14 protein-coding genes are annotated in these 25,629 nt (G+C 69.5%); 5 read left to right on the forward strand and 9 right to left on the reverse strand.

Features of this window, described 5'->3' with window-relative positions:
* From AB8Z75_RS09725 to AB8Z75_RS09755, 7 genes are all read right to left on the reverse strand, one after another.
* A partial coding sequence (locus AB8Z75_RS09725; protein WP_369201029.1) for an amino acid adenylation domain-containing protein occupies positions 1 to 6,118 on the reverse strand: 6,118 nt, incomplete at its 3' end.
* Complete coding sequence (locus AB8Z75_RS09730) at positions 6,119 to 13,624, reverse strand: amino acid adenylation domain-containing protein (RefSeq protein ID WP_369201030.1); 7,506 nt, start codon at positions 13,622 to 13,624, stop codon at positions 6,119 to 6,121.
* Positions 13,625 to 14,361: 737 nt separating this feature from the next.
* Complete coding sequence (locus tag AB8Z75_RS09735; RefSeq protein WP_369201031.1) at positions 14,362 to 14,844, reverse strand: winged helix-turn-helix transcriptional regulator; 483 nt, start codon at positions 14,842 to 14,844, stop codon at positions 14,362 to 14,364.
* Between the two features lie 25 nt (positions 14,845 to 14,869).
* Positions 14,870 to 15,328, reverse strand: a complete 459-nt coding sequence (locus AB8Z75_RS09740; protein WP_369201032.1) for a helix-turn-helix domain-containing protein — start codon at positions 15,326 to 15,328, stop codon at positions 14,870 to 14,872.
* Between the two features lie 870 nt (positions 15,329 to 16,198).
* Positions 16,199 to 17,530 (reverse strand): lysine N(6)-hydroxylase/L-ornithine N(5)-oxygenase family protein, encoded by a 1,332-nt coding sequence (locus AB8Z75_RS09745; protein WP_369201033.1) that lies wholly within the window; start codon positions 17,528 to 17,530, stop codon positions 16,199 to 16,201.
* Between the two features lie 98 nt (positions 17,531 to 17,628).
* On the reverse strand, positions 17,629 to 18,312 hold the full coding sequence (locus tag AB8Z75_RS09750) for an FMN-binding negative transcriptional regulator (RefSeq protein ID WP_369201034.1): 684 nt from the start codon (positions 18,310 to 18,312) through the stop codon (positions 17,629 to 17,631).
* A 144-nt stretch (positions 18,313 to 18,456) separates the two neighbouring features.
* Positions 18,457 to 19,461 (reverse strand): ParB/RepB/Spo0J family partition protein, encoded by a 1,005-nt coding sequence (locus AB8Z75_RS09755; protein WP_369201035.1) that lies wholly within the window; start codon positions 19,459 to 19,461, stop codon positions 18,457 to 18,459.
* A gap of 782 nt (positions 19,462 to 20,243) precedes the next feature.
* On the opposite strand from AB8Z75_RS09755, the gene AB8Z75_RS09760 reads away from it, so the two are divergent.
* Together AB8Z75_RS09760 and AB8Z75_RS09765 are read left to right on the forward strand one after the other, a co-directional pair.
* Positions 20,244 to 20,867: a ScbR family autoregulator-binding transcription factor gene (locus AB8Z75_RS09760; protein WP_369201036.1), complete on the forward strand. Its 624-nt coding sequence runs from the start codon at positions 20,244 to 20,246 to the stop codon at positions 20,865 to 20,867.
* A gap of 185 nt (positions 20,868 to 21,052) precedes the next feature.
* On the forward strand, positions 21,053 to 21,841 hold the full coding sequence (locus AB8Z75_RS09765) for an SDR family oxidoreductase (RefSeq protein ID WP_369201037.1): 789 nt from the start codon (positions 21,053 to 21,055) through the stop codon (positions 21,839 to 21,841).
* Between the two features lie 15 nt (positions 21,842 to 21,856).
* On the opposite strand, the gene AB8Z75_RS09770 is transcribed toward AB8Z75_RS09765, so the two are convergent.
* Positions 21,857 to 22,516: a ScbR family autoregulator-binding transcription factor gene (locus tag AB8Z75_RS09770; protein ID WP_369201038.1), complete on the reverse strand. Its 660-nt coding sequence runs from the start codon at positions 22,514 to 22,516 to the stop codon at positions 21,857 to 21,859.
* 117 nt (positions 22,517 to 22,633) lie between these two features.
* Positions 22,634 to 23,341 (reverse strand): HAD family hydrolase, encoded by a 708-nt coding sequence (locus AB8Z75_RS09775; RefSeq protein WP_369201039.1) that lies wholly within the window; start codon positions 23,339 to 23,341, stop codon positions 22,634 to 22,636.
* A 253-nt stretch (positions 23,342 to 23,594) separates the two neighbouring features.
* Here AB8Z75_RS09775 and AB8Z75_RS09780 point away from each other — a divergent pair, with 253 nt between their 5' ends.
* The 3 genes from AB8Z75_RS09780 to AB8Z75_RS09790 all read left to right on the forward strand — a co-directional run.
* Positions 23,595 to 24,593: a ScbA/BarX family gamma-butyrolactone biosynthesis protein gene (locus tag AB8Z75_RS09780; protein ID WP_369201040.1), complete on the forward strand. Its 999-nt coding sequence runs from the start codon at positions 23,595 to 23,597 to the stop codon at positions 24,591 to 24,593.
* A gap of 455 nt (positions 24,594 to 25,048) precedes the next feature.
* Positions 25,049 to 25,252 (forward strand): hypothetical protein, encoded by a 204-nt coding sequence (locus AB8Z75_RS09785; RefSeq protein WP_369201041.1) that lies wholly within the window; start codon positions 25,049 to 25,051, stop codon positions 25,250 to 25,252.
* A gap of 144 nt (positions 25,253 to 25,396) precedes the next feature.
* Positions 25,397 to 25,629, forward strand: a 233-nt coding sequence (locus tag AB8Z75_RS09790) for a hypothetical protein (protein WP_369201042.1), incomplete at its 3' end; no start/stop codon positions are given.

The following is a 25,629-nucleotide window of genomic DNA, read 5'->3' on the forward strand; positions in this document are numbered from 1 at the left end:
GCGGATAGTGGGACCCGGAATCCGGAGTGATCCCCGTGGGGGGGGGGGGGGGGGGGGGGGGGGGGGGGGGGGGGGGGGGGGGGGGGGGGGGCCCCAGCACATCCACCCCCGACACCCGCACATCCGGATCCTCAGCCACCTGCCCCAGAACCCCCGCAAACCGCACCGCGATCGCCTCGGCAGCGTCCCGGACGAACGAGGAGTGTTGGAACTGCAGGGCCAGCCGCAGGTACGGGTCCGCAGTGGCGACCACGGTTAGCGGATAGTGGGACCCGGAATCCGGAGTGATCCCCGTGATCTCGATTCCCGCGATCCCGTGGGCCTCACCGAGTGCTGCCCGGTCGATGGGGTAGGACTCGAAAGCGACGAGGGTGTCGAACAGGGTGCTCAGCCCGGTCGCCTGGTGGATGTCGGTGAGCCCGTGGTGATGATGATCGAGCAGCGCGCCCTGCCGCTCCTGCAAACCGGTAAGCAGGTCGCGGAGCGTGCTCCCCGGCGCACACCGCACCCGTACGGGCAGCGTGTTGATGAACAAGCCCACCATCTCGTCCACGCCCGCGACTTCGGGCGGACGGCCGGAGACAGTGGCTCCGAAAACCACATCCTGCCTACCCGTCAGCCCCGACAGCAGCAGCGCCCACGCACCCTGCACCAGAGTGTTCAAGGTCACGCCCAGCTCCGCCGCGCGCCGCGACAGACCACGGGCGGCTTCTTGTGCAAGCGGCACATCGACCGCGCCGGCCGCCTCCGCCTGCTCCGCCTGCACCGCCCGCTCCGCCCCAGTGTCCGCGGTGGGGGCGAGCAGGGTGGGCTCGTCGATCCCATCCAGCTCGCGGGCCCACACCCGGGCCGACTCCGCACGGTCCTGCTCCGACAGCCACACCAGGAAATCCCGGAAGCCGCGCCGGTCTGGCAGGGACGCACCGTCCCCAGCGGTCCCGTAGAGGCGCAGCAGATCCTCCAAGAGCGGCGGCAACGACCAGCCGTCGACCAGCACGTGGTGTGCGGTCAAGACCAGTTCGGAGCGCTCAGGACCCATGGTGACCAGCGTCATCCGCAGCAGCGGCGGCACGGCCGGATCGAAATGGGAGGCCTGATCATCAGCCAGCAACCGCTCGAACGCCGCACCGCGCTCCTCCTCACTCACCCCCGCCAGATCACGATGCCGCCACGGCAGCTCCACACCAGCCGGCACAACCTGCACCAAATTTCCGGCCCCATCGGCAACAAACGCGGCACGCAGATTCGCATACCGGTCCAGCAGCCCCTGCCCCGCCGCACGCATCCGCTCCGGCTCCACACCACCCGACAGGTGAAACACGAGCTGCATCTGGTACGCATCGAAGGCGGCATCGGCCAACATGGCGTGGAAAAGCAACCCGGACTGCAGCGCGGTCAGCGGCCACACATCCACCAGACCCCGATACCGCTTCTCCCACAACTCCAGGTCACGCTGCCCAACCCGCACCAACGGGACATCCGAAGGCGTCAACCCGCCCGCACCCGGCTCGGCGACATGCCGCGCCAGACCTTCCAGTGCGCCACACCACAGATCGGCCAACTCCCGCACCTCACCCTGCCCGAGCACCCCCGAAGGGAAGTCGAGCACGGCATCGAGCCGTGGGCCCTGCTCGGTGTCCACGACCATCGAGTTGACCTGCAGCGTGGACAGCGCCGGCATGTCCGTGTCCGGCGCCGCGGCCGGCTCGTCGGAGTCGGTCACCTGGGTGAAGCCCAGCCCGCGCAGGTTCTCGGGCATGTCCGCAGCGGAGAACCGGCCCAGGTAGTTGAACGCGATCTGCCCGGCCGGGTACCGCCGCAGTACCGTGCCGGTCTCATGGTTCAGGTAGCGCAGCAGGCCGTAACCGACCCCCCGGTCCGGGACGGCCAGCAGTTGCTCCTTGACGGCCTTGACCACCTGGCCGGCGGCCGGTCCGCCGGCAAACGCCTCGTCGAGGTCCGCGTCGGCGATATCGAGGCGGACGGGGAACATGCTGGTGAACCAGCCGACCGTCCGCGACAGGTCCGCGCCCGGCACCACGCCTTCCTCACGGCCATGGCCCTCGAGCCGGATCAGCAGTGACGACTCGTCCGAGCCCCGCAGTCGGCGCCGACGCACGACAGCCAGCGCGAGACCCGCCAGCAGGCCGTCGTTGACCCCGCCGCGGAACGCCGCGGGCAATGCGGTCACCAATGCTTCGGTCACCTGCGCGGGCAGTCGCACGCGCACACTGTCGAGGGTGGCCATCACATCGACGGCCGGGTCCAGCTCCCGCGAGCCCAGCAGCGGATCCGGGCCCGCCAAAGCGGTCTGCCAGAAGGTCAGTTCCGCCACCCGCTCCGGGCTCGATGCCTCCTCGACCAGCGCGTGCGCCCAGCGCCGCGCGGACGTACCCACGGGGGCGAGCTGCGGCGTGCGCCCAGCCCGTACCTGCTGCCAGGCAGCGGCCAGATCCGGCAACAGGATCCGCCACGAGACTCCGTCCACGACCAGGTGATGCAACACGACCAAGAGCCGACCCGCACCCCGCTCGGGAGCGAACCACACGAACTGGGCCATCACACCGGCTGCCGGATCCAACCGGCCCGCCGCCGCGTCCAACTCGGCGGCAGACAGGTGCTCCCACGCCTCGTCGCCCCACCGGCCGTCGCACGGGACCCGGCGGAGGAGCGCGGCCGGGTCGATCGAGCCCACGGAGCCGATTCGCATTCCGCCGTGCCCGCTGAGCAGCGTGGCGCGGAGCACGTCGTGGTGGTCGAACACCGCGCCCAGCGTCGCCAGCAACCCGGCGTGGTCGAGGTCCGACGGCAGCTCGAGCATGGCCGAGAGGGAGAACCGGTCGTGGCCGCCCCCCAACTCCACCAGGTATCTCGCGATCGGCGGCAGCGGCATCCAGCCGACGCCACTGCCCTCCAGCTTCTTCAGCACCTTCTTCGTGGCGGCCTGGCTGCCCGCTGCCTCGGCCAGCTCGGCGACGGTGCGGCACTCGAAGATCTGCCGAGGGCTCACCTCGACACCCTGCGTCCGTGCCCGGGAAACCACCTGGATGGACCGGATGCTGTCGCCGCCGACCGTGAAGAAGTCGTCGTCGATGCCGACCCGTTCCAGGCCCAGCACCTCGGCGTAGACCTGAGTCAGGACCTCTTCCTCCCGAGTGCGTGGCGCCCGGTAGGCCGTCCCCTCATACATCGGCTCCGGCAGAGCCGCGCGGTCCAGTTTCCCGTTCGGCGCCAGCGGCAGCCGATCCAGCACCACAAACGCCGCCGGCACCATGAACTCCGGCAGCCGCCCCGCCACGAACCTGCGCAACTCCCGCACCGAAACACCGGCCGTCAGGTCCACATCGAGATCGCCCAAGCTCTCGACGGTACCGAAACCGCTCTCTTCCGCCCCCTTTGGAACGATGTGACCCACCAACCGCCTGGACCTGCCCGCGGTGCCGCCGTCGTGCACAGTAACGGCCGCCTGGGCCACGCCCGGGTGCGCGGTCAGGGCGGCCTCGACCTCTCCCGGCTCGATACGGAACCCCCGCACCTTGACCTGCGCGTCTCCGCGCCCCACGTACTCCAACCGCCCGTCCGCGGTCCAGCGGGCCAGGTCGCCGGTGCGGTACATGCGGGTTCCGGGAGGGCCGAACGGGCAGGCCACGAACCGCTCCGCGGTCAGCCCACCGCGCCCGAGGTAGCCCCGGGCCACCGTGCCGGCCACGTACAGCTCACCCACCACGCCGACAGGGACCGGCCGAAGACCGGAACCCAGGACATAGGCACGCGTGTTGCCCAGCGGGGAACCGATGGGCGCGCTTCCGCCCGCTGCCCACGCGTCCGTGCACGGGAGCGCGAAGGCGGTGGCGTAGAAACTCTCGGTCTGGCCGTAGGTGTTGACGACCCGCACGCCGGGGATCGCCTCACGCACCCGGGACACCAGCGACCCCGGCAACGCCTCACCGGCGAAAACCACCGCCTCGGCGTCGATCTTTCCGGCCACCTGGTCCAGCAGCTCGGCGAAGACCGACGGCACCGTGCTGATCACATCGCCGGCCCAGCCTCCTCGCTCGGCCAGAGCCAGCACATCCCGCACCACCTCCACGGTGCCGCCGGCCACCAGCGTGGCGAACAACTCGAACACCGACACATCGAAGTTCACCGACGTTCCCGCCAGCACCCGTGAGCCGGCGCCGACACCGACCTCCGAGGCGAGGCCCAGCACGTCGCCGACTACCGTGCCGTGGGTGATGACCGCGCCCTTCGGCGTCCCGGTGGAGCCGGAGGTGTACATCACATAGGCGGCGTGCTCCGGCAGCAGCGGAGCCAAACGCTCCTCATCACCAAGATCACCGCCCCCACCAGGCCCACCGAAATCAACCTCATCCACACACAACGACGGCAGACCACCACCAGGCACCACACCCAAAGTCGCCCTGTCCGTCACCACCAGACCCGGACGAGCCTCAGCCACAATGCGCTCCAACCGCCCACCCGGATAACGCGGATCAACCGGCAAATACGCCCCACCAGCCTTCAACACCCCCAACAAMGCCACCACCAGATCCGCACTACGCGGCAACGCCAACGCCACCACCGACTCCGGCCCCACTCCACGCCCCACCAGCACACGCGCCAGCCGATTCGCCCGCGCATTCAACTCCCCATACGTCAACGACACCTCACCGCACACCACCGCCAACGCACCCGGCGACAACGCCACCTGCCGCTCCACCAACACCGGAACCGGCACCGCCGGCACATCCACCACCGCCTTGTTGAACCCCCGCACCACCACCTCACGCTCAACCGACTCCAACACATCAACCAACCCGACCCGGACACCAGGCTCCGCAGCCACCTGCCGCAACACCCGCACAAAACGCGCCGCCAGCCCCTCCACCGTGCCCCGATCAAACAGATCCGTCGCGTACTCGAGGTTGCACCGCATCCCCGGCTCGACGCTGTCGGTGGCGAAGTTGAACTCCAGGTCGAACTTCGCGGTCGGAGTCGGAAGCGCTTCGAGCCGGGCCTGGAGTCCCTCCATGTCGAGGTCGATCCGGGCGTCGTTCTGCCAGGTGAGCATCGTCTGGAACAAGGGGTGGTAGGCGGTGGACCGCTCGGGGTTCAGCGACTCCACCAGCCGCTCGAACGGGGCGTCCTGATTGTCGTACGCGGCCACCGCCTTGTCCCGCACCCGACCGAGCAGTTCCTCGAACGTGGGGTTCCCCGACAGGTCGGCACGCAGCACCCAGGTGTTGACGAAGAACCCGACCAGTTCCTGGAACTCCTCCTCGGGTCGCCCCGCGACCGAGGATCCCATCGGAATGTCCTCGCTGCCGGTGAGATGGTGCAGCAGCACCGCGAGCGACGCCTGCAACACCATCGGCACCGTCATGCCCCGTTCCTGTGCGAGCCTGACGACCGCGTCCAGCAGGTCGGGCTCGACGGAGAAGTCCACCACGCCGCCTCGGTGCGAGGCTCTCGGCGGCCTGGGGTGGTCGGTCGGGAGCCGCAACGGCTGCGGCACCCGCTCCAGCTCGTCCCGCCAGTACGCCACCTGAGAGGAGAGCACACTGTCCGGGTCGTGCTCCTCCCCCAGCAACTCCCGCTGCCACAACGTGTAGTCGACGTACTGCACCGGCAGTTGGGGCCAGTCCGGCGCCACGGCCCGCACCCGCGCCGTATACGCGGCGGACAGGTCCCGAGCGAGTGGCGCCGCGGACTCGCCATCGCTGGCGATGTGATGGATGAGCAGCACGAGTAGGTGCTCCGCGCCGCACCGGACCAGCGTCGCCCGCACCGGTATCTCCGCTGCCAGGTCGAAGACGTACTGCGCCGCCTCTGCCACGACGTCGTCAAGGGCGTCCGGCTCCGCCACGACGAGCGGCACGTCCAACGGCACCTCGGCCATGGGCAGCACCCGCTGGCCCGCCACCCCCTCCGCGTTCTCGACGATCAGCGTGCGCAGACTCTCGTGCCTGGCCACCACGTCCCGCACCGCGGCCCGCAATGCCGCCACGTCCAGGTCCCCGCGCATACGCAGCACGAACGGCAGGTTGTACATCGCTGAGGGGCCCTCGAACCGGTCGATGAACCACAGCCGCCGCTGCGCGAAAGACAACGGAATCATTCAGAACCCACTCCTATCCATCCTGCGCACAAGGGGCCTTCGTGACGCGGCTTTGTTCTGCACTGCTCGACACAGCTCCGCGATGCTCCGGCATGCGAATATGAGGCTGACGGGGACGTCCGCCTGGAGTACCTTCCGGGCGCGACCGGCCACACGCATTGCCAGCAGTGAATCCCCGCCTGCCGCGAAGAAGTCGTCGTCGATCCCTACCCGAGGCAGCCCGAGTACCTCGGCGTACAGCGCGCACAGAGCTTCTTCCTGGTCGGTCCGCGGGGCCCGATACTCCCCTCCGCCGAAGTCCGGCTCGGGCAGCGCCGCCCGGTCCAGCTTGCCGTTCGGCAGCAGCGGCAGCCGGTCCAGCACGACGAACCCCGTCGGCACCAGGTGGTCGGGCAGCCGGTCCGATACGAAACCCCGCAGTTCGCCGCAGTTGGCCGCAGCGCTCTCCTCCAGGACGACGTACGCCACCAGCCGGGCGGCTCCGTCGGCGCCCGGGACCGCCCGGGCGACCACCACGGCGTGGGCGACCTCGGGGTGGGCCGTCAGTGCGGCCTCGGTCTCGCCCGGCTCGATCCGCACCCCACGGATCTTGACCTGCTCATCGGCCCGGCCGGTGTAGTCCAGTTGCCCTTCCGCGGTCCAGCGGGCCAGGTCCCCGGTGCGGTACATCCGCGCGCCGGGCGGGCCGAACGGGCAGGCCACGAACCGCTCCGCGGTCAGTGTGGGGCGCCCGTGATAGCCGCGACCCACGTTCGGACCCGCCACGTACAACTCGCCGGTGACCCCGGGCGGCGCCGGCGCGAGACCCGCGTCCAGCACGTACACCCTGGTGGTCCCGAGCGGCGTTCCTATGGGTGCTCTGCCCTTGCCCGTCCACTCGTCCGTGCCGGGCAGCGTGAATGCGGTGGCGTAGAAGGTCTCGCTCTGCCCATAGGCGTTGACCACCCGCACGCCCGGTATCGCCTGGCGCACCCTCGCCACCAGCGACGCAGGCAGCGGCTCCCCTGCGAACACCACGGTGTCAACGCACGTCTTGCCGTCCAGGTGGCCCAGCAGTTCGGCGAAGACGGAGGGCACCGTACTGATCACCTGGCCGGCCCAGCCCTCACGCTCGCCCAGAACCAGTACGTCCCGGACGATTTCGACGGCGCCTCCGGCGCACAGCGTGCCGAACATCTCGAACACCGACACGTCGAAGCTCACCGACGTGCCCGCCAGTATCCGCGCCGACGGCGCCACTCCCAGGCACGAGAACAGGGACGGCAGGCAGCTCGTGACGTTGCGGTGCGTGATGACCACCCCCTTCGGCGTCCCGGTGGACCCCGAGGTGTACATGAGGTAGACCGCGTGGTCGGGCCGCAGCGACTGGGTCCGTTCCGCGTCCACCGGGTCGATTTCCCGGCCGTCCATCGCGCCGACGAGCTCCTCCAAAGACAGCTGCGGAATCGCGGTCCCGGGCAGCACGGCTGGAGTCTCCGCGCGGGTGAGGACCAGCACGGGAGCGGCGTCCTCGCACACGAACGCCAACCGCCTGCGCGGGAGCTTCGGATCGACCGGCAGATACGCCGCGCCCGCCTTGAGCACGCCCAGCAGCGCGACGACGAGGTCGGGCGACCGCGGCAGGGCCACCGCCACCACGTCCTCGGGACCGATGCCACGCCGGATCAGCTCGTGAGCCAGCCGGTTCGCCCGCCCGTTCAGTTCCTCGTACGTCAGCGAGACGTCACCGCACACCACGGCGACACCGTCCGGGGACAGCGCGGCGCGTTCCTCGAACAGGCCTGAGATCGTCGCCTCCGAGACGGGTTCCACCGGCCCACCGGATCGGGGCAGCAGCCGTTCCCGTTCGGCCGGGTCGAGCACATCGACCGAGCCCACCCGCCGATGGGGGTCGGCCGCCACCTGCCGCAGGATCCGGCCGAGACGGGCCGCGACGTCTTCCGCCGTTCCGCGGTCGAACGTGTCACGCCGGTACTGCACGTTCAGCCGCAACCGGTCGGAGTCGGCCATGGCCAGGACGGTCAACCCGTAGTGGGAAGTGGTGTGGGGGCTGATGCCGGTGAAGGCGATTCCCGAGTCAGCGCCCGCCTCGGTAAGGGCTGCACGGTCCACCGGGAAGGACTCGAAGGCCAGAAAGGTGTCGAACAGGGAGCTGCGGCCGGTCAGCCGGTGGATGTCCGGCAATCCGTAGTGGTGGTGGTCCAGCAGCGCGGCCTGCCGGTCCTGCAGCCCGCTCAGCAGTTCGGCGAGCGTGGCCTGGGGGCCGCACCGCACCCGTACCGGAACGGTGCCCAGGAACATCCCGACCATGGAGTCCACCCCCGCCAGCGCGGGAGGACGACCGGACACGGTGGTGCCGAAGGCTACGTCCTGGCGGCCGGTCATCCGGGCGAGAAGCACCGCCCAGGCTCCCTGGACGACAGTGTTCAGTGTGACGCCCAGCTCCGCGGCGCGCAGCGGCAGGTCGCGGGCGGCATCCGAGGGCAACGGAACGGCGATGTGTCCGATACCGGGGCCGCCGTCCGGCGACAACGGCCCGGTGGCCAGCATCGTCGGCTCGTCGAAGCCGTCGAGCTCCCGCTGCCAGGCGCGGGCCGACGGGGTGTGGTCTTGGCGGGCCAGCCACGCCAGGAAGTCCCGGTAGCTGCGTGCGCTCGGCAGCCCGGAGGCATCCCCGCGGGTGCGGTACAGACGCAGCAGATCCCGCATGAGCAGTGGCAGCGACCAGCCGTCGAACAGCACGTGATGGGCGGTCAGCACGAGTTCGTACCACTCCGGTGCCATGCGGACCAGGGAGAGCCGCAGCAGCGGTGGTGCGGCGGGATCGAAGTGGTCTCGCAGGTCCTCGGCCAGGAACTGAGCGAACGCGGCGGGCCGTTCCCCCTCGTGCACGCCGGCAAGGTCGATCTCCTGCCAGGGCAGCCGGACGCCGTCGATGACAAGCTGCACCAGTTCTCCGGTGGCAGCGGGCACGAACGCGGCCCGCAGGGCGGGGTGCCGGTCCAGCAGTGCCTGCCCCGCCGCCCGCAGCCGGGGCGGGTCCACCGGTCCTGACAGCCTCAGTGCGTACTGCACCTGGTAGGCGTCGAACGAGGACGCGTTCTTCAACGACTGGATCAGCAGCCCCGACTGCAGCACGCTCAGCGGCCATACGTCGGCGAGGCCCGGATAGCGGCTCTCCCACTCCTCAATCTCGCCTTGGTTCACCGACACCAGCGACACGTCCGAAGGCGTCAGCCCGCCGGAGCCCGGCCGGGCGACGTGCCGGGCGAGCCCCTCCAGCGCGGCGCACCACAGATCCGCCAGCTCCTGCACCTCAGCTGGATCGAGCACCCCTACGGGGGCGGTGAACAGAGCTCCGAGGCAGGGGCCCGCCGCTGTGTCGGTGACGGATGCGTTGATGTCCACCTCCGACAGCGCCGGCATGCGGGCGTCCTGCGCGGCGTCCAACTCGGCCAGCTCGGACAGCTCGGACAGCTCCGGCGCCTCGGAGAAGCCGAGGCCGCGCAGTTCCTCCGGCATGTCCGCGGCGGCGGAGAACCGGCCCAGGTAGTTGAACCCCACCTGGCCGATCCCGTGCTCCTGCAAGGCCGCGGCGGTTTCGGGATTGAGGTAGCGCAGCAGCCCGTAGCCGATCCCGGCGTCGGGGATCGCCCGCAGGTGCTCCTTGACGGCCTTGACCGCCCGTCCCGTCGCCGGTCCGCCGGCGAACGCCTCCCGGAGGTCCACCCCGGTCAGATCCGGTCGCACGGGGAAGACGCTGGTGAACCAGCCCACCGTGCGGGACAGTTCCGCGCCCGGGGCCGCCCCCGCTTCCCGGCCGTGCCCCTCCACCCGAAGCAGCACCGAGGTCTCCTCGACCCCCCGTCGCCGGCGCCACTCCACGACGGCCATGGCGAGACCGGTCAGGAGACCGTCGTTGACACCAGCGTGGAACGCCGCCGGGAGCTTCGTCAGCAGCGCGTCGGTCACCGGCGCCGGCAACTGGACGCGCACCTTGGCCACCGTGGAGACCACGTCGACGGCGGGGTCGAGCCGGCGGGCGCCGAGCTGCGGATCCGGCGCCTCGACGATCGACCGCCACAGCGCCAGTTCCGCCACCCGCTCCGGCCGCGACGCCTCCTCCACGAGTGCGTGCCCCCATCGGCGCACCGAGGTGCCCACTGGCGGCAGCTCAGGCACCTGTCCGGCACGCACCCTCTGCCAGGCCGCCGCCAGGTCCGGCGCCAGCACCCGCCACGACACCCCGTCGACCACCAGGTGGTGCAGTACCACCAGCAGCCGGCCCGTCTGCTCGGCCGCCGGCGCGAACCACACGAACCGCGCCATCACGCCGGCCGCTGGATCCAGCGCCCGCGCGGCCTCCTCCAACTCCCCCAGCAGCAGCCGACGCCAGGACGCGCCGCCCCACCGCCCGTCGCAGCCCACCCGCCGGATCATCCCGTCCGCCGCCCACGTTCCGGGCGGCTCGACGACGAGTCCACCGCCGTCCTCGGATGCCAGCCGGGACCGCAGCAGATCATGTCGGTCCACCACGGCACCGACCGTGGCGGTCAGCCCCTTCAGGTCGATCCCGGCGGGCAGGTCGAGCACCATCGCCTGCAGGAACCGCTCGAACCCCGGCCCCAGGTCGCGGACCCATCGCGCCACCGGCAGCAAGGGCATCCAGCCGATACCACCGCCGGGCAGCTCCTCCAGCCCGGGGTCGGGGCCCGTCCCGGTGCGCGAGGCCGTCACCTCGGCCAGCGCGGCCACAGTCCGGCTCTCGAAGACCTCCCGTGCGCCGACCGGCACACCCTGCGCGCGGGCGCGTGAAGCCACCTGGATGGACTGGATGCTGTCCCCGCCGACAGCGAAGAAGTCGTCGTCGATTCCGACCCTTTCCAGGCCCAAGACCTCGGCGAACACCCGGGCCAGCACCTCCTCACCCGGCGATCGCGGTGCCCGGTAGGCGTTGGCCCTGGTCTCCGGCTCCGGCAGCGCGGCTCTGTCCAGCTTCCCGTTCGGCGTCAGCGGCAGCCGATCCAGCGCCACGAACGCCGTCGGCACCATGAACTCCGGCAACCGGCCCACCAGGAAGCCGCGCAGCTCCGCAACGTCGAATCCGGAGTCGAGAGCGATGGCGGCCTCGTCCGCACTGTCCGCGACGGCCGGCACGACATACGCGACCAACTGCTTGCCGCCACCCCGGCTGTGGTCCACGCGCACGGTCACGACCGCCTGCGCGATACCCGGGTGTGACGTCAGCGCGGCTTCGATCTCGGCCGGCTCGAGCCGGAAGCCGCGGACCTTCACCTGGTCGTCCGCACGGCCGCGGAAGACCAGCTCGCCGTCCGTGGTCCACTCCGCCAGGTCTCCCGTCCGGTACATGCGCTCCTGCGGCCCGGCGAACGGACAGGCCACGAACCGTTCCGCGGTCAGGCCCGGCCGGCCGAGGTATCCGCGGGCCAGTCCCGCGCCCGCCACGTACAGTTCGCCGGCCACACCCGTGGGTACCGGCCGCAGTCGGCTGTCCAGCACGTACACCCGGGTGTTGGTGATGGGCCGGCCGATGGGCGGCAGACGACCGTCCCCGGTCAGCGGCGCGCTCATCGTGGCGATGACGGTGGTCTCGGTCGGCCCGTAGGCGTTGATCATCCTCTGGCCGGCGGACCAGGCGGCCACGACGTCCGGCGGCGTGGCGTCCCCGCCGACCACCACATACTCGACTGTGGGCAGCGAACCGGCCGGCAGCGCCCCGAGAACCGCAGGCGGCAGCAGCAGGTGGGTCACCCGGTGGGCAGCGATCGTCTCGACCACGGCGCCGTCGGGATTCAGCCACTCCGCGGCGGCCAGCACCAGTCGCGCCCCGGACAGGAGGGCGGTGCACAGCTCCCACACCGAGGCGTCGAAGCTCGGCGAGGCGAACTGGAGCATCCGGCTGTCAGCCGTGAACTGAAGCCGCTCGGCTTGTGCCGCCACCAGGCTCGCCAGCCCGGTGTGCGTGACGGCCACGCCCTTCGGCAGGCCCGTCGAGCCTGACGTGTAGATGACGTACGCGGTGTTCTTCCTCGACAGCGGGGCCCGCCGGTCCCGGTCGGTGAGCGGTATGGCCGCCCGTCCGGCCACGGCGTCGACGACCTCCGGGTCGTCCACCCGCAACACCGGCGCGGGCGTCTCAGGCAGCACGGCGGCCGTCGTCACGTCCGCCACCACCATGGCAGCGCCCGAGTCCGCCAGCATGAAGGAAATGCGCTCGGCCGGGTAGGCGGAGTCCACAGGCAGGTAAGCGCCTCCGGCCTTCACCACGGCCAGTACCGCGATCACCAGATCGAAGGAGCGCGGCAGCGCTACTCCGACTACGGACTCCGGGCCGATCCCGCGGTCGACGAGTAAGCGCGCCAGCCGGTTGGCCCTCGCATCGAGCCCCCGGTATGTCAGCGACTCCTCGCCGAACTCCACCGCCACCGCGTCCGGTGCCGCGGCGACCTGCCGTTCGAACTGCTCGGTGATCGTCGCGCGGGGCACCGGCAGTGCCGTGTCGTTCAGCCCGTACAGCAGCCGGTCCTGCTCCGCGGGTTCCAGCACTTCCATCCGCCCGACACGCACCTGGGGGTCCCTGACCACCGTGCGGATCAGGGCGACGAGCCGGTCGGCAATCGACATCAGGTCAGCGGGCTCGTACGACGCCGCAGGGGCGTCGATCCGAATGTGCAGGCCGCTGTCGTGGCGGCCGTCGAAAGAGGTGGAGAGGACCAGCTCATCGACCGCCCCCGGCGCTCCGCCGGCGAAGAACGCCGTACTTCCGGCGAAGTCCAGCCCTTCCGTGCGGGGAACGATGTTGAGGACGGCGCCGAACGGGCCCTGCACGGATTCGCCGGGCACCGACGCGTACCGGTTGTCCGCTGCGCGGTGCCACGCGTGCCGGAAGACGGCGCGCTTCTCCGCGCCGACGGCATCGGCGACCTCGCGGAAGCTCCACGCGTCGGGGACCTTGAGACGCAGCGGCAGGACATTCGAAGCGGCCGTGTACCCGCTCCGTCCGAAGGTTCCGCGCGCGCCGACGGCCAGGGAGAGGGTGAACTCCGGTCGGTTGCACCAATGCCGGAACAAGACGGCGACGCCCGCGGTCACGAGGTCCGGCACCGTCAGTCCCGCCGACCGCACCGCCTCGGTCCAGGCGCCCGCTTCCTCCCGCGATACCGTCACCGTGCGGCTCAGTACGCCGGCGCGGGCGGTGCCCTTGACGCTGTGCCCCGGCAACCGTAAGGGCGCGGGCGCGTCCTCAAGGTAGACCCGCCAGAACTCGGCATCCTCGGCAACCTGCCCGGGCTTCCGGCAGCGGTCGCCCCCGCTCTCAACGGCCTGCTTCCTGATCTGGGCCTTCGAGCACGGGATGCCGCGCCTGAGCCCTGTGTACACCTCGGCGATCCGGCGTGAGACGGGCATAAGCGCGCCCAGAGCCTCCGCCGCGACACCGTCCAGCGCCACCACCAGGAAGAAGCGGCCGTCCGCGACTTTGATCATTTCGGCCCGGAGGGCGGCACCGCACCCGGGGCCCGGGCGCCGTGCCGAGAGGTCTGCTGCCAAGGCGTGTGCCGCCGCCTCGGCATCAGCCTCTCCCGCCACATCCATCACGCCCGCCAAGGACCCGGGCTCTGGACCGGCGACCCCCAGTTCTGCCGCCACCACGCCGAGCGCGGAATCGACCAACTCCGGGTCGATGTCCCCATCGATATCCCAAAAAGCGGCGACGCTTGCCGACGAAGCCAACCGTTGCAATGCGATCATCCCCCGCGATGCGCTCGACCGGTCATGTCACGAATGCCAGGACGGATTGACCGACCGCATTTCGCTCACTCTCGGCGCGCCATTTCGATCCTACTTCCAACGGGCAGGAACCGATGCAGAAACCGTCCTTCCCCCGCCCCCCCACAGACGAGCATTCCGCGAAGCCGTCGTACGCCCATGATGAAAGCCGATCAGGGCATAGAAAAGGCGTTGCCTCACCCTTCCACGAAACCCCGGCTTCCGTAACCCACGTGGCGCCCGCACGCTCGGACTCGGTCGGCGCGCGTCCGCTTGTCCATCTCCCAGGCAGTCCGCCCTTCGGCCTCTCCAGCATGCTCTGGAAGTCAGCTTTGAAAGTACAGCTTTGGAAGTACAGCGCAGTGTTGCGCGGGAGGTTGAGCGCCTGAGCGACCGGGCTGCCCGTATGCGCACATTGAGGCATCTTCGGCAACACGCCGACTCGACAAGAGTCGTCAGGCGCCGTCGCCGAGACGGCCGCGTTGTTGGCCGAAGCGCGTCAGCATGGCGTCGCTGGCGACGGGCCCCGGCATGAAGACGTGGCGATCGGTATCGACACGCGCTCCGCTCACGCGGTCGACCAGGACCGGTTCGACTTCCTGTCCGGTGTGCGAGTCCACCAGAATCATGCCGCGCTCCTCAGGGTCCAGTTCGCGGTTGCCCCAAGCGGCCAGGACGAGGAGGACGGGGCGCAGCGAGCGGCCCAGCGGGGTCGGTACGTAGCGATCCTGCGAGCCGGTCTCGAGTTCCACCACACCGCGGGCGACGAGGCCGGCGAGGCGGGCGGTGAGCACGTCCGGCTCCACGCGCAGGTTGGCGCGGAGTTCCTCGATGTGCACGTACCCGTCGAACATCTCGTGGAGCAGTTCGAGTGTCGGCCAGTCGCCGATGAACTGTGCCGCTTTCGCCAGCGGACAGTCGGTGATGCGAGCAGGCATGGCGGCCTCCGTCTCGTCGTGTCGGTCAGGAGGCCATCTGAGTCTGCGTGTCCAGGACGTAGCCCCGGCCCCAGACCGTACGAATGGTCAGACCGAGAGCGTTGATCCGGTTCCGGATGCGCATCATGTGCAGGTCCAGCGCGTTGCGCGTCATCGGCCCCTCGTCCTGCGCGAACTGGAAGCGCAACGCCTCTCTCGGCACGACTTTCCCGAACTGGGCCACCAGCAGGACCAGCAGTTCCGCCTGCTTCGGGGAGAGCGTGACGGATTGGGAGGCGAACCACAGCACCCCGCTCTCGTCGAGCTGCGGCGATCGGTTGCGGTAATAGCGCTGCACGAGGGCGTCGGCGCGGGCTTTCAAGTCGTGCGAGGCGACGGGGGCACGCACCCAGTCCTCATAGATGTCCTCGCACACAGGAGGTTCGAGGCCGGCCTCGACCACGAGGATGCGGGGCAGGCCGAGCGTCCGGAATTCTTCGCGCATTTCCTGCTGGACCGGCCATCGCAGGAGTTGCACTTTCTTACTCAGAGATCTACTTCGCGGATACACCACTTGCGAGGTCATGAGCACTCCGATTCCATTTGCCAACTGGGTTCGATCAAGGCAGACTTGTAGTGCTACTCCTGAAAGCGCAGGCATGCGGAAGATTCGGCTCACGCGAGGAACCAGAAACGCTGTCCTGTCCGGCGGCCGAAGAGTTGATCAGTGTTCCGCCCAGTACCGTGACTGGGCGGTCAGCACTGCAGTGCCTCAGTTGTTTTCGCGTCAACGCGAACGGCTCAGAGCTTCGAACTGGGGCCCGGAACTAGGCGCACCACGGCGCGGCCCCTATACGCGGGACCGCACCCACGGCGGGTGGACAGCCGACATCACGCTGGCCTCATAGATGATCGTCACGAGTCTCCAATCCCCGTTGTGTCTCCGAGCGGTGTGCGTCGACGCCTCGGAGGCTGTGGGCCGGGGCCAGTTCCTTGCCTTCTGGCCAGTTCCGCCACAGGCCTGGAACATACCAGTGAGCGGGTTTGTTTCCGACCCCCCTGAGCGCAATGTCCCGGGGAAAGGCCGGAGTCCGACGGTCCGACTCAAGATCGCGGGATTCCGCACCGCACCGACGATCTTCAGCGCCGCCTATTGGACGTCGAAGCACGTGCCGCGGCGTGGACCAAGTGCTGCTCGGCGTCCGCGCTGAGGCAGCCGGCCAGGGCGCCCCGCGGCGGGCGGAGCCGGCGGCGCCCGGCCATGCGGTACTCGCTGCCCGGCGCGTGACGGGGCCCGGCAGCGGCGTTCGCCGCTGCCGGGCCTTGGTCCGCCGCACTCTGCCCGGCCCGCTCGCCGGACGCCGGTGCGGCCCCCTCAGCCGGCCACGACGGCGGGCGCGGAGCCGCTGTTCCCGGCCCCCGTGCTGCGTGCGGCGATGGAGTCGACGATCTCGCCGCTGCGGACGGCGATGTTCGACAGCAACGAGGACCCGAGCCCGTGCGTGTGCTCCGTGCCCCCTTGCAGGTAAACACCGACGTTCAGGTCCGGCGTCGTCAGGACGCGGTAGTCCCGGCCGACCCGGAGTCTGCCGCTCTCGTCACGCAGGCAGTGCGCGGCGATGTCGCCGAGGAGCTCCGCGGGCTCCATGGGGTCGTAGCCGGTGGCGAACACCACCACGTCGACATCGAGTCCGTACGTCTCGTCCGCGCGCCCCGAGTGCAGGGTCACGCGCACTTCGTCGTCCAGCTGCTTGACGGAGTCCACCCGCGACAGGTTGAGGAAGTCCAGCCGGGTGTTTCCGGCGATCTCGTCGCTGTAGGAACGCTGGTAGAGCTCCTTGATGGTCTCGGTGTCGGCGACGCCGTAGTTGGTGTTGCGGTGGTAACGCCAGAAGGCGTCCCGAGCGTGTTCGGACCCGTGGTAGTAGTCGTCGACGGCGACCGCATCGAAGATCTGGTTGGCGAAGGGGGTGTCGTCCGCGATGGAATAGCCGTACGACGGCATGATCGCCGAGACCCGGGCGTGCGGTATCGCGTCGTACACGTGCCGCGCGATCTCCGCAGCGCTCTGTCCACCGCCGACGACGGCGACCCGGCGCACCCTCGAATGGTCCAGGGCCTGGAACCTGCCCAGGAACTCCGAGCTGTGCCAGACCCGTTCGTCCCGGTCGATACCCGGAGGCATCTTGGGCACGAGGCCGGTCGAGACGACGACGTTGCGGGCGTTGATCAGCCTGGAAGCGCCGGACGCCCCGTTGTTCCGCACTTCGACCTGCACCGTGTCGAGTGACCGGGCGTGGTCGTCCGCGGGCAGCCGCAGAGCTGTCACCTCGGCGTTGTAGGTGACGCGGTCGGAGAAGTGCCCTTCCACCCACTGCAGGTAGTCGTGGAATTCGTGCCGGGTCGGGAAGAAATCCTGGTTGTTGACGAACTGGGCGAGTCGGCCCACCGAGTGCAGGTACGAGATAAAGCTGTGCCGGGACGTCGGGTTACGGAACGTCGCGAGATCCTTGAGGAAGGAAACCTGCATCTTCGCGAACGGCAGCAGCATGTTGCGGTGCCAGCCGAATTCGGGTTGACGCTCGACGAACGTGGCCTGGAGGGGACTACCACCTCCGCTGTCGTGCTCGTCCAGTGCGACGGCGAGCGACAGATTTGACGGCCCGAATCCTATGCCTACGACCGCATACTCATCGCGTTCTTTCATGGAGGTCTCCCCGTCCTGATCTTGAGATCCGTAATGTGCGTTGCCTGGCTCCTCAGCGCTTTCCACTCGCGGCGCTGTGAGAAATGGGCCGGCCTGTTTCAGTGCGGCACCGGGCAGCCCGCACCGAAGGAGTCGAGCCGGCTCATCATGTCCGCCGCTTCCCGGTGCCTGGAGGAGTCCCTGCGAGCGAAATCCTGCTGCACCCGCTCGCGGATGTCCGGTCGCTGTTCCTGACTGAGTTTGAACATGCCGTCGGCGCGGGTCACCTCGACACGGAACGCGCCCACGGCCGGCACGATCTTCCGGAAGTAGTCGATCGACTCGGTCATGTCCCAGTCGGCACCGAACTGAGACTCGTAGGCGGTCACGGTGGACTTGACCACCTCCAGCGTCTCGTCACCCACCATGTCCGGCTCGATCTTCCGCACCGCACCGTGCACGTGCACGGAGGTGAAGTTCCAGGTCGGTGCGGCAGGCGTGGTGCCGTACAAGGTCGGCGAGACGTAGGCGTGCGGGCCCGTGAAGACAAGCACGATCTCCGACCCGGAGTTCAGCCCCCGCCAGTGCGGATTGGCCCTGTTCATGTGTCCTAGCAGCCGCATGCCGGACAAGTCCTGGCCGCATTCTCCCCGATATTCCGGATCGGTGATCACGGGAAGATGGGTGGCGAAGGGAGGACCACCCTCGGAATCATGGCTCACGAGGAGGGCCAGGGGGTTCAACCGAATCAGATCGGCCATCCACGAGCCCGTCGGCTCTCGGTACTGCTCAGGGACGAACAATGGGATTCACATCCTCCGTGAAGGGGTCTGACTTCCGTCATCGGCATGTCGGCCGCGGGGGGGGGGAATCCCATAGCGCCGCTTCCTTCCCAGCCACGCCGCTGGTTTCGCCGCATATCACATCAGGCGACATTCCGCCGCACGTCACATTCGGCGGGATTCCACTCCGTTGGCCAAGCGCAGCCAGTGGTCGGCACACCGTCTCGCCGCCTCGGCGACGGCGTCCGCGCGGTGTGCCGGGACGCTGCGAACCAGGCACTCCCACTTCTCCTCGTCACCTATCGGGTGGACGCTCAACAAGTGCATCAGCAGCCGCCCGGCGTCGGTGCGCAGAGCCGGGTCCTTGCGCATGCTCGTCAGGGCCGCCCCGAAGGGCGCCGAGGCGATGCCGGTGGAGCCGTGGTGTTCGGATACGGGGCTGACGACCGCCACACGCTCCAGTGGCTGGTCCGCCTCCGCATGGCGGCGGGTGCGCACAGGATCCTCACCCTGGCGCATCCGGTCCCGTACGTCCTTGGCGGTGGCGGTGGCGATCCCCGCTTGCTCGGCGACCTGCCGCAAAGAGGCCTCGGGGTTCTCGGCCAGTACCTGGCTGGCACGCAGCCGCCCCTCCGTCGCGCGGAGCGGCCGGACGCGTCCGTCTCGGCCCACTCGGGTGTTCAACTGTTCGTCCCGACCACTTGAACACCGCCTGACGGAGGCGACGGTGCTGGCCGCGAGCCCGGAGTCGGCTGCTATCCGCCGGTCCGACCAGTCCGGATGGGCTTCGATGATCCGCTTCGCGGCGGCCTTGCGGTCGACCTGCGACAGCCGCAGCCCATGGGTGATGTTCAACTTCACCGACAGGGCGAACGTTTCCGACTCGTCGCCTTCGAAGAACTCAACCCTGATCTGCTTCTCGCCACGCAGCTCCGCCGCGCGCAGCCGGTGCATTCCGTCGATCACCCGCATGGTTTCCCGGTGGACGAGGATCGGCGGGAGGAGGCACTCCAACTCGGCGAGCGTTCGGACGTGGCCGCTGTTCTCACCCTCGAGGCGAGGGGAGTCGGATGCCCGCAGGGAGTCCAGAGCCACCCAGGTCCACGACGTGACCGGACGCGCGGCGGGCTCGGCGTCCGGGTCTGCGGCGACCGTCAGCCGCGACCTCATAAACGGCCACCTCCGGCTCCCCGGCCGGCCGACACGCGTACGGGCTCGGGTCGTCCCGGCGCCAGGCGGAAGCTACCCCACTGCCTATACACGTACGGCTCCCCTCGTCGCCTATCCGGAAACATACCTGGACGCGGGTTTGTTCTGGCGACGCAGAAAGGACCGTGAAAGGGAGGCCATCAGCACGCGGACAGGGGAGGAGGCTTGGGGCGGTTGTCGATGGCGGGCACGGCCTGCTGCGAACCGTACGAGCGATCGCGTCTCCTCCACGTGTCCGCGAGGACTGCCGGCGCAGAGGCCGCACGTGCGCGCAACTGCCTTGGCGCGTCCCGTGAGTTGACCGCAGACAACGAGGCCGGGGCCAATGGCGTTCCAGTTGCCCTCCTCCGCATGCGGCCAGAGTCGGCAGGAGGGCAAGCGTCCCTACCCGCACGCGACCTCGGGCAACTCCACGGCGGTCGGTCCGGGTCGGATCGTCCGCACGTCAGGAGTTGGTGTTCACCGCCCTGTGGACACTGTGAAGAGAACGCTAGTAACTTAGGGTGTGGTGAAACCGACTACGCGGTTTATTACGAGGGGTTGTCAGCTCCCTCTTGCTCTTCGTACGGGCCGCCTGTCAGGAGCGTCGTCCAGAAGGGAGCCGAAGTGGTGGTGACGACCGACCAGCGGCCTTTCAGCCCCGCCTGCGAACGGGCGCCGACGGCACCGGACGTGCGGACACGTGGACGACGTCGCGGGCAGCCGGTCCCCTTCCTTCTCGCCCGCAGCGACGGAGCGCCGTGATGGCCGCACAGGAACGCGCGGTACGCACCCGCACCGCCTTGATCGAGTCAGCGGCGGAACTGTTCCACAGGGACGGCTTCGAGATGGCGTCGCTGACCACGATCAGCGCGCGCGCCGGAGTGAGCAACGGGGCGTTGCACTTCCACTTCTCCAACAAGGCGGCGCTCGCCGACGCGGTCCGGGAAGTCGCGGTGCAGCGGTTACGGGAGATCACCACGCGGGAATCGGAGAACGCGCTGCAGACGCTCATCGACGCCACCCACGCGCTCTCGCGTGCTCTGAGCAAGGACGCCGTGCTGCGGGCGGGGTTCGACCTGCGCAGGTTCCTGGAGAGAACCCGCGGGGGCGATGATCTGCGCCGGCTCTGGCAGCACTGGGTGGAGGGCGTCCTGGTGCGGGCGGACGATGAAGGCTCCCTCGCGGGCGACGTGACCGCCCAAGACGTCTCCGACACGATTGTGTCCGCAACCGTGGGCTTCGAGCTCCTCAGCCGCGGGGACCCGCACTGGCTCTCGAACAGCACCTTGACCAGGTTCTGGGAACTCCTGCTGCCCAGGCTCGCCGAGGGGGCGGTGCACGGCCCGCTGGTGGCCGCCGGTTCCACGGGCGCGGGAGTGGAGTGAGGCGGCGGGTGACGCGGTGGTGCGGCGCGTCGACGGATTTCCGTATCCGCCGGTGCCGCGTGCCCTCGAACCACCGCACGTACACAAGTTGTTCGCGCATGATGGGGGTCTGACCGACGTGCGCGGCGGGAGCTGCTGACCACGTCGCCGAGAGCCCATGACGCGAACACGGGGGTGCCACCACCATGGCCGAACGAGTCGGAAGGGACACGGGCCGCCTCTCGGGAAGAACCGCCCTGGTCACGGGTGCGAGTCGCGGCATCGGCCGCGCCATCGCGCGTCGGCTGGCGGCCGACGGCGCCCTGGTCGTGGTCCACTACGGCCGGAACCACGAGGCCGCGCGCGAAACAACGGACCGTATCGTCGCGGACGGGGGCCGCGCTGTCGCCCTCCGGACCGAGCTGGGCACAACCGAAGCGGTGGACCTGCTGTACCAGCGCCTGGACGCCGCACTCGGCCAGTTCGGTGAGCGCCGCGAGTTGGACGTACTGGTCAACAACGCCGGTGTCAGCCTGCCCGGTTCGCTCGCCGCCGTGACCGAGCACGACGTCGACCGGTTGCTGGCCCTGCACGTCAAGACCCCGCTGTTCCTTATCAAGCAGGGCCTGCCCCGGCTACGGGAGGGCGGACGGATCGTCAACATCAGTTCGGGGGCGGCGCGGGTCGCCTTTCCCGAATCGCTCGCCTACTCCGTGGCCAAAGGCGCGCTGGAAGTCATGACGCGCGCGTTGGCCAAGGAACTCGGCGGGCGCCGTATCACGGTCAACGCTGTGGCACCGGGCTTCGTCAAGACGGACATGAACGCGCGGCGCTGGGCCACCGCCGAAGGAGAAGCCGCCCACGCGGCGTTGTCCGCTCTGGGCCGGATGGGAGAGCCCGCGGACGTCGCCGACATAGTCGCGTTCCTCGCCTCGGAGGACTCGCGCTGGATCACGGGCCAGTGCCTGGACGCCTCCGGCGGATCACGCCTGTGAGCGGCTGCGCGCGCGTCACCCGGCGGACGCGGTCGTCGAGACCCGCCGACTCTCCAGCTCAGCGGTCACACGTGCCCCTCGGTCGGGTGCGGTGTCCAAGCCCGAGAGCAGCGCAGGCGCGGAAATGGTCGGGAGCACGTGTCGGAACAAGGTGGACACGCGCACCTCTACATCCTGCCAGTCGGTGGTCAACTGCGAGAAGAGCTGAACACCGTGGAAGGCGCCGACCATCATTTCCGCGGTCTCCCGCGGATTGACGTGCGGCAGCACCTCGCCCCGCTCCTGCGCCTCGGTCAGCAGCGAGATCGAGAAGTCGACCCACAGCGGGAAGGCGCTGCCGTAGAGCTCACGGCCACGCCGGTCGGTCGACAGGCGTGCCCCCGCCCGCAGCACCGCGTCCCGGGGCAGCCGGTACGCCAGCACCATCCCCGAGTCGACCCACTCCTGCAGCTTCAATCCCTGGGGCACGAGTTCCTGTGCCGTCTGCTCCCCCAGTACCCCTTCGGCCAAGTCTTCCTTGGAGTCGAAGTGGAAGTACAAGGCGCCCTTGGTCACGCCCGCCCGGGTGAGGATGTCGGCGACCGTGGCTGCCGCGTAGCCGCGCTCGGCGAAGACCTCGGCGGCAGCCTCGAGTACGGCTCGGCGGGTCCGGACCGAACGTTCTTGCTGTGCCATAGGTTCTCCCGCAGGCCTGTGAGTGTCCCGCTCCGCGAGACAGACGAGGAATCCGACGAGGACCTCACTTTACTCGTCGGACATGCAGACGACAGGTGCTGAACACTGTCCGACCGCTCAGGCGTCGACCGGCCGCCAGACGACACCGGCGGCGGCCTCGGCGTCGACGGCCCGCAGCAGCGCACCGTCCACCTCGGCGGGTGAGCCGACCTGATGGCGGACACCCGCCTCACGCATCAGTTGCCGCTGGAAGCTGTGCTCCCGTGCGGACGGTATCCCGATGAAGGCCGCGCCCAACTCCCGTGCCGCCTCGGCCACACGGGCGACGTCGTCGATGAACAGCGCCTGGTCGAGCCGCACGCCGAAGATGTCGCCTGCGATCTCCTTGAGGCCCGGCCGGAAATCGTTGGTGCACACGTACACCGGCTCGTCGAAGTAGTCGGTGCCAAAACCCAGATGGCGATCGAAGTGGGTACGCTCCAGGCCGCCGTAGCAGACCATGCGCAACCCCGCGCCCTCTCCGGTCCGCAGCGTCCGTACCGTCTCCAGCAGTTCCACCGCGCCGTCGAGAAGGTGGACGGGGTGCTCGGCCAGGTAGTCCTCCCGCTCTCGGAAGTACTCCTTCACCACGTCCTCGGGGGAGCCCGCCAGGCCGGACGCCCGCGCCGCCGCCAACTGCGGCTGAGAGAAGAGGGCCTGCTCCAGCTCAGCGGTGTACGGCACGCCCCGAGCGGTGAGAAACCGGTGGATGACGGGGCTGAAGGAGTCGTTCAGGAGAACGCCGTCGATGTTCACGGCGATCAGTCGCACGTGCTGCAAAGTCATGCCAATACCTTCCGGGCGTGCTGGATGTGCGGCTCGCTCCAGCGGGGCTGCGCCGATGCACGACTCCCGCTGGATGCCGCAACCGGAAACCCACAGGCCAGTGGGCCGATCGCTCGGCATATTCACGAGGGTGTCGCCGAAGAGCATCAGGAGCCTCAGATGGAACTTGAGGTTCGGTCTTGTAAACAAAACCGGTGAGAAAGTATCTTACGGGCTTCAGGCGCTTCCAGCCTTCTCAACGGGGGTAGGTCATATGACCTTGCCAGAGGCTCAAAAGGAAGATCTCCGCACCGTGGGTTCCCCGAGGGAGGATCACCGGGTCCGCGGCCAATTACCGCAGTTGACAACGACGGTACCCAGGGAGTATGTGCACCGCGCCTCCCTGGCCGAAGTCTTCTTGACCGGGTGCGAAAAGATCAACGACAATCTCTTTTCCCTGACCGGGCAATGGCCCCGAGCCCACACATTCTTCAACAGCCCGGATGGGCGCCAGCACTCCCCACTTCAGGCGGCGGAAACGATCCGCCAGACCGGTCTGTATCTCGCACACTCGGAATTCGGAGTTCCGCTCGGCTACCACTTCGTGATGCGGGACCTGTCCCTCCTCACGGAGCCCGATCATCTGGAGATCGGCCGGGTACCGAGCGAGCTGACACTGAGCGCAGTCTGCCTCGACCTCCGGTGGAAAGGAACCCGGCTGGCCGAGTTCGATATGGACATCACGATATTCCGGTACGGCCGGCAGGCCGCCAGGGGCGGCGGACGCTTCAGTTGCGTCTCCGATGCCGCCTACAAGCGCCTGCGGCGACGGCAGACGCACAGCGAGGGCGAAGCGGCACCGGCTCCCGCCGCACCGGTAGCCCGAGAGCGCGCCGCTCCTTCCGTTGTCGGCAGAGCCCTGCCGTCCGACGTGGTTCTCAGCCCGGCGGGGAGGGCGGGACGCTGGCTGCTGGCCCCCGACCCGGACCACCCCATCCTGTTCGACCACAGCGGGGACCACATGCCAGGCATGGTTCTCATGGAGGCGGCCCAGCAGGCAGCGCGCGCACTGCTCGCCCCCGGCAACACGCTGGTCCTGGAGTCGATGTCCACGCACTTCTGCCGGTACGCGGAGTTGGACAGGCCCTGCTGGATCCAGGCGCACCTGCTCTCGGTCCAGCAGTCCAGGAAGCTGACGGTGCACATCACAGGTCACCAGAACGGCGAAGAGATCTTCCTCGCCCAAGTACAGGGGTCCGTGACCGCATCCTGAAACGGCGTGCGTACTCAGCGGCTCCGGCGTGACCGCACAGTTGCCTCCTTCCAGGCCCGCCGGCAGCTGCGGACGCCTTGCGGTCCGGCCGCCGGCGGGATGGGGCCGCCGCCGAGGGCCCGCACGGGCGTGCTCGGGATCTGCGCACGATGCGGCGCGCGGTCCGCTCCACCACCTGCCCCTCGCCACGCCGGCCCGGCACGAGGGCCCTCGACGGGGATGCCGGGGGTGCGGACCACCGGGGGCACCTCCACACCCGAGGGGCGGCGACCGCGCCAAGGACCGTACGAACCGGCCGCACCCGGCTCGCTGCCGCGGGCGGCGCCGTCTGGGTAACAGCCGCGTAGCCGGAGTGTCCCCACTCGGTCCCCGCGCGTCCCGCGAGGCACCCGGACCCCGCCGCTCGTGCGTCCTGGCCGGCAGGAGAACGAAGACCCGATCACGAGGGGGACCCGATGGCTTCCGGCTGCCGCGACTGCGCGACCTGCACGAAATCAGGCCTGGGGAAACTGGTGCAGAACACCGTCGTCGGCCTGGTGTACCTGTGCACGCTGGGCATCGGCTACGTCCTCAAACGGGGGCTGCGGCGCCACTGCCCGCAGTGCGGACACTTGCTGTCCCGCCACGCCCGGCGTGCGGACGGCTCGTTCCGCGACTGAGAGCCAGGCGCCCGCGCCCCGAAGTGTCCCGCGTCCGCACCCGAGTTGCCCGCGGGCGTCGCCCGGTGCACACTGTCCGCCTTGGAGAACTGACGTGCGAAATCGGCCGGTTCACGGTGGTGGGGGCCAGGGGAACGAGGGGCTGTGGCGAACGGACGACGCGTGTGGCAGTGGGCCGGTGGCGTGTGGGCGGTGCTGGTGGTGGCCGGTGGCACGCTGACGCTGGTGCTCTCACCGCCGGCGCCCGGGTCGACGACCGCCCCGCACGAGGACCACAGGCCCGGAGCGGAAACGTCCGGTGTACCCGTCGTGGGCCCCTCGCAGGGCGCCGATTTCGGCTGGTGCGGGACGCCCGAGCCCGTCCCGCCGTCGCCCTC

This window comes from Streptomyces sp. PU-14G (assembly GCF_041028275.1).
Lineage (GTDB): Bacteria > Actinomycetota > Actinomycetes > Streptomycetales > Streptomycetaceae > Streptomyces.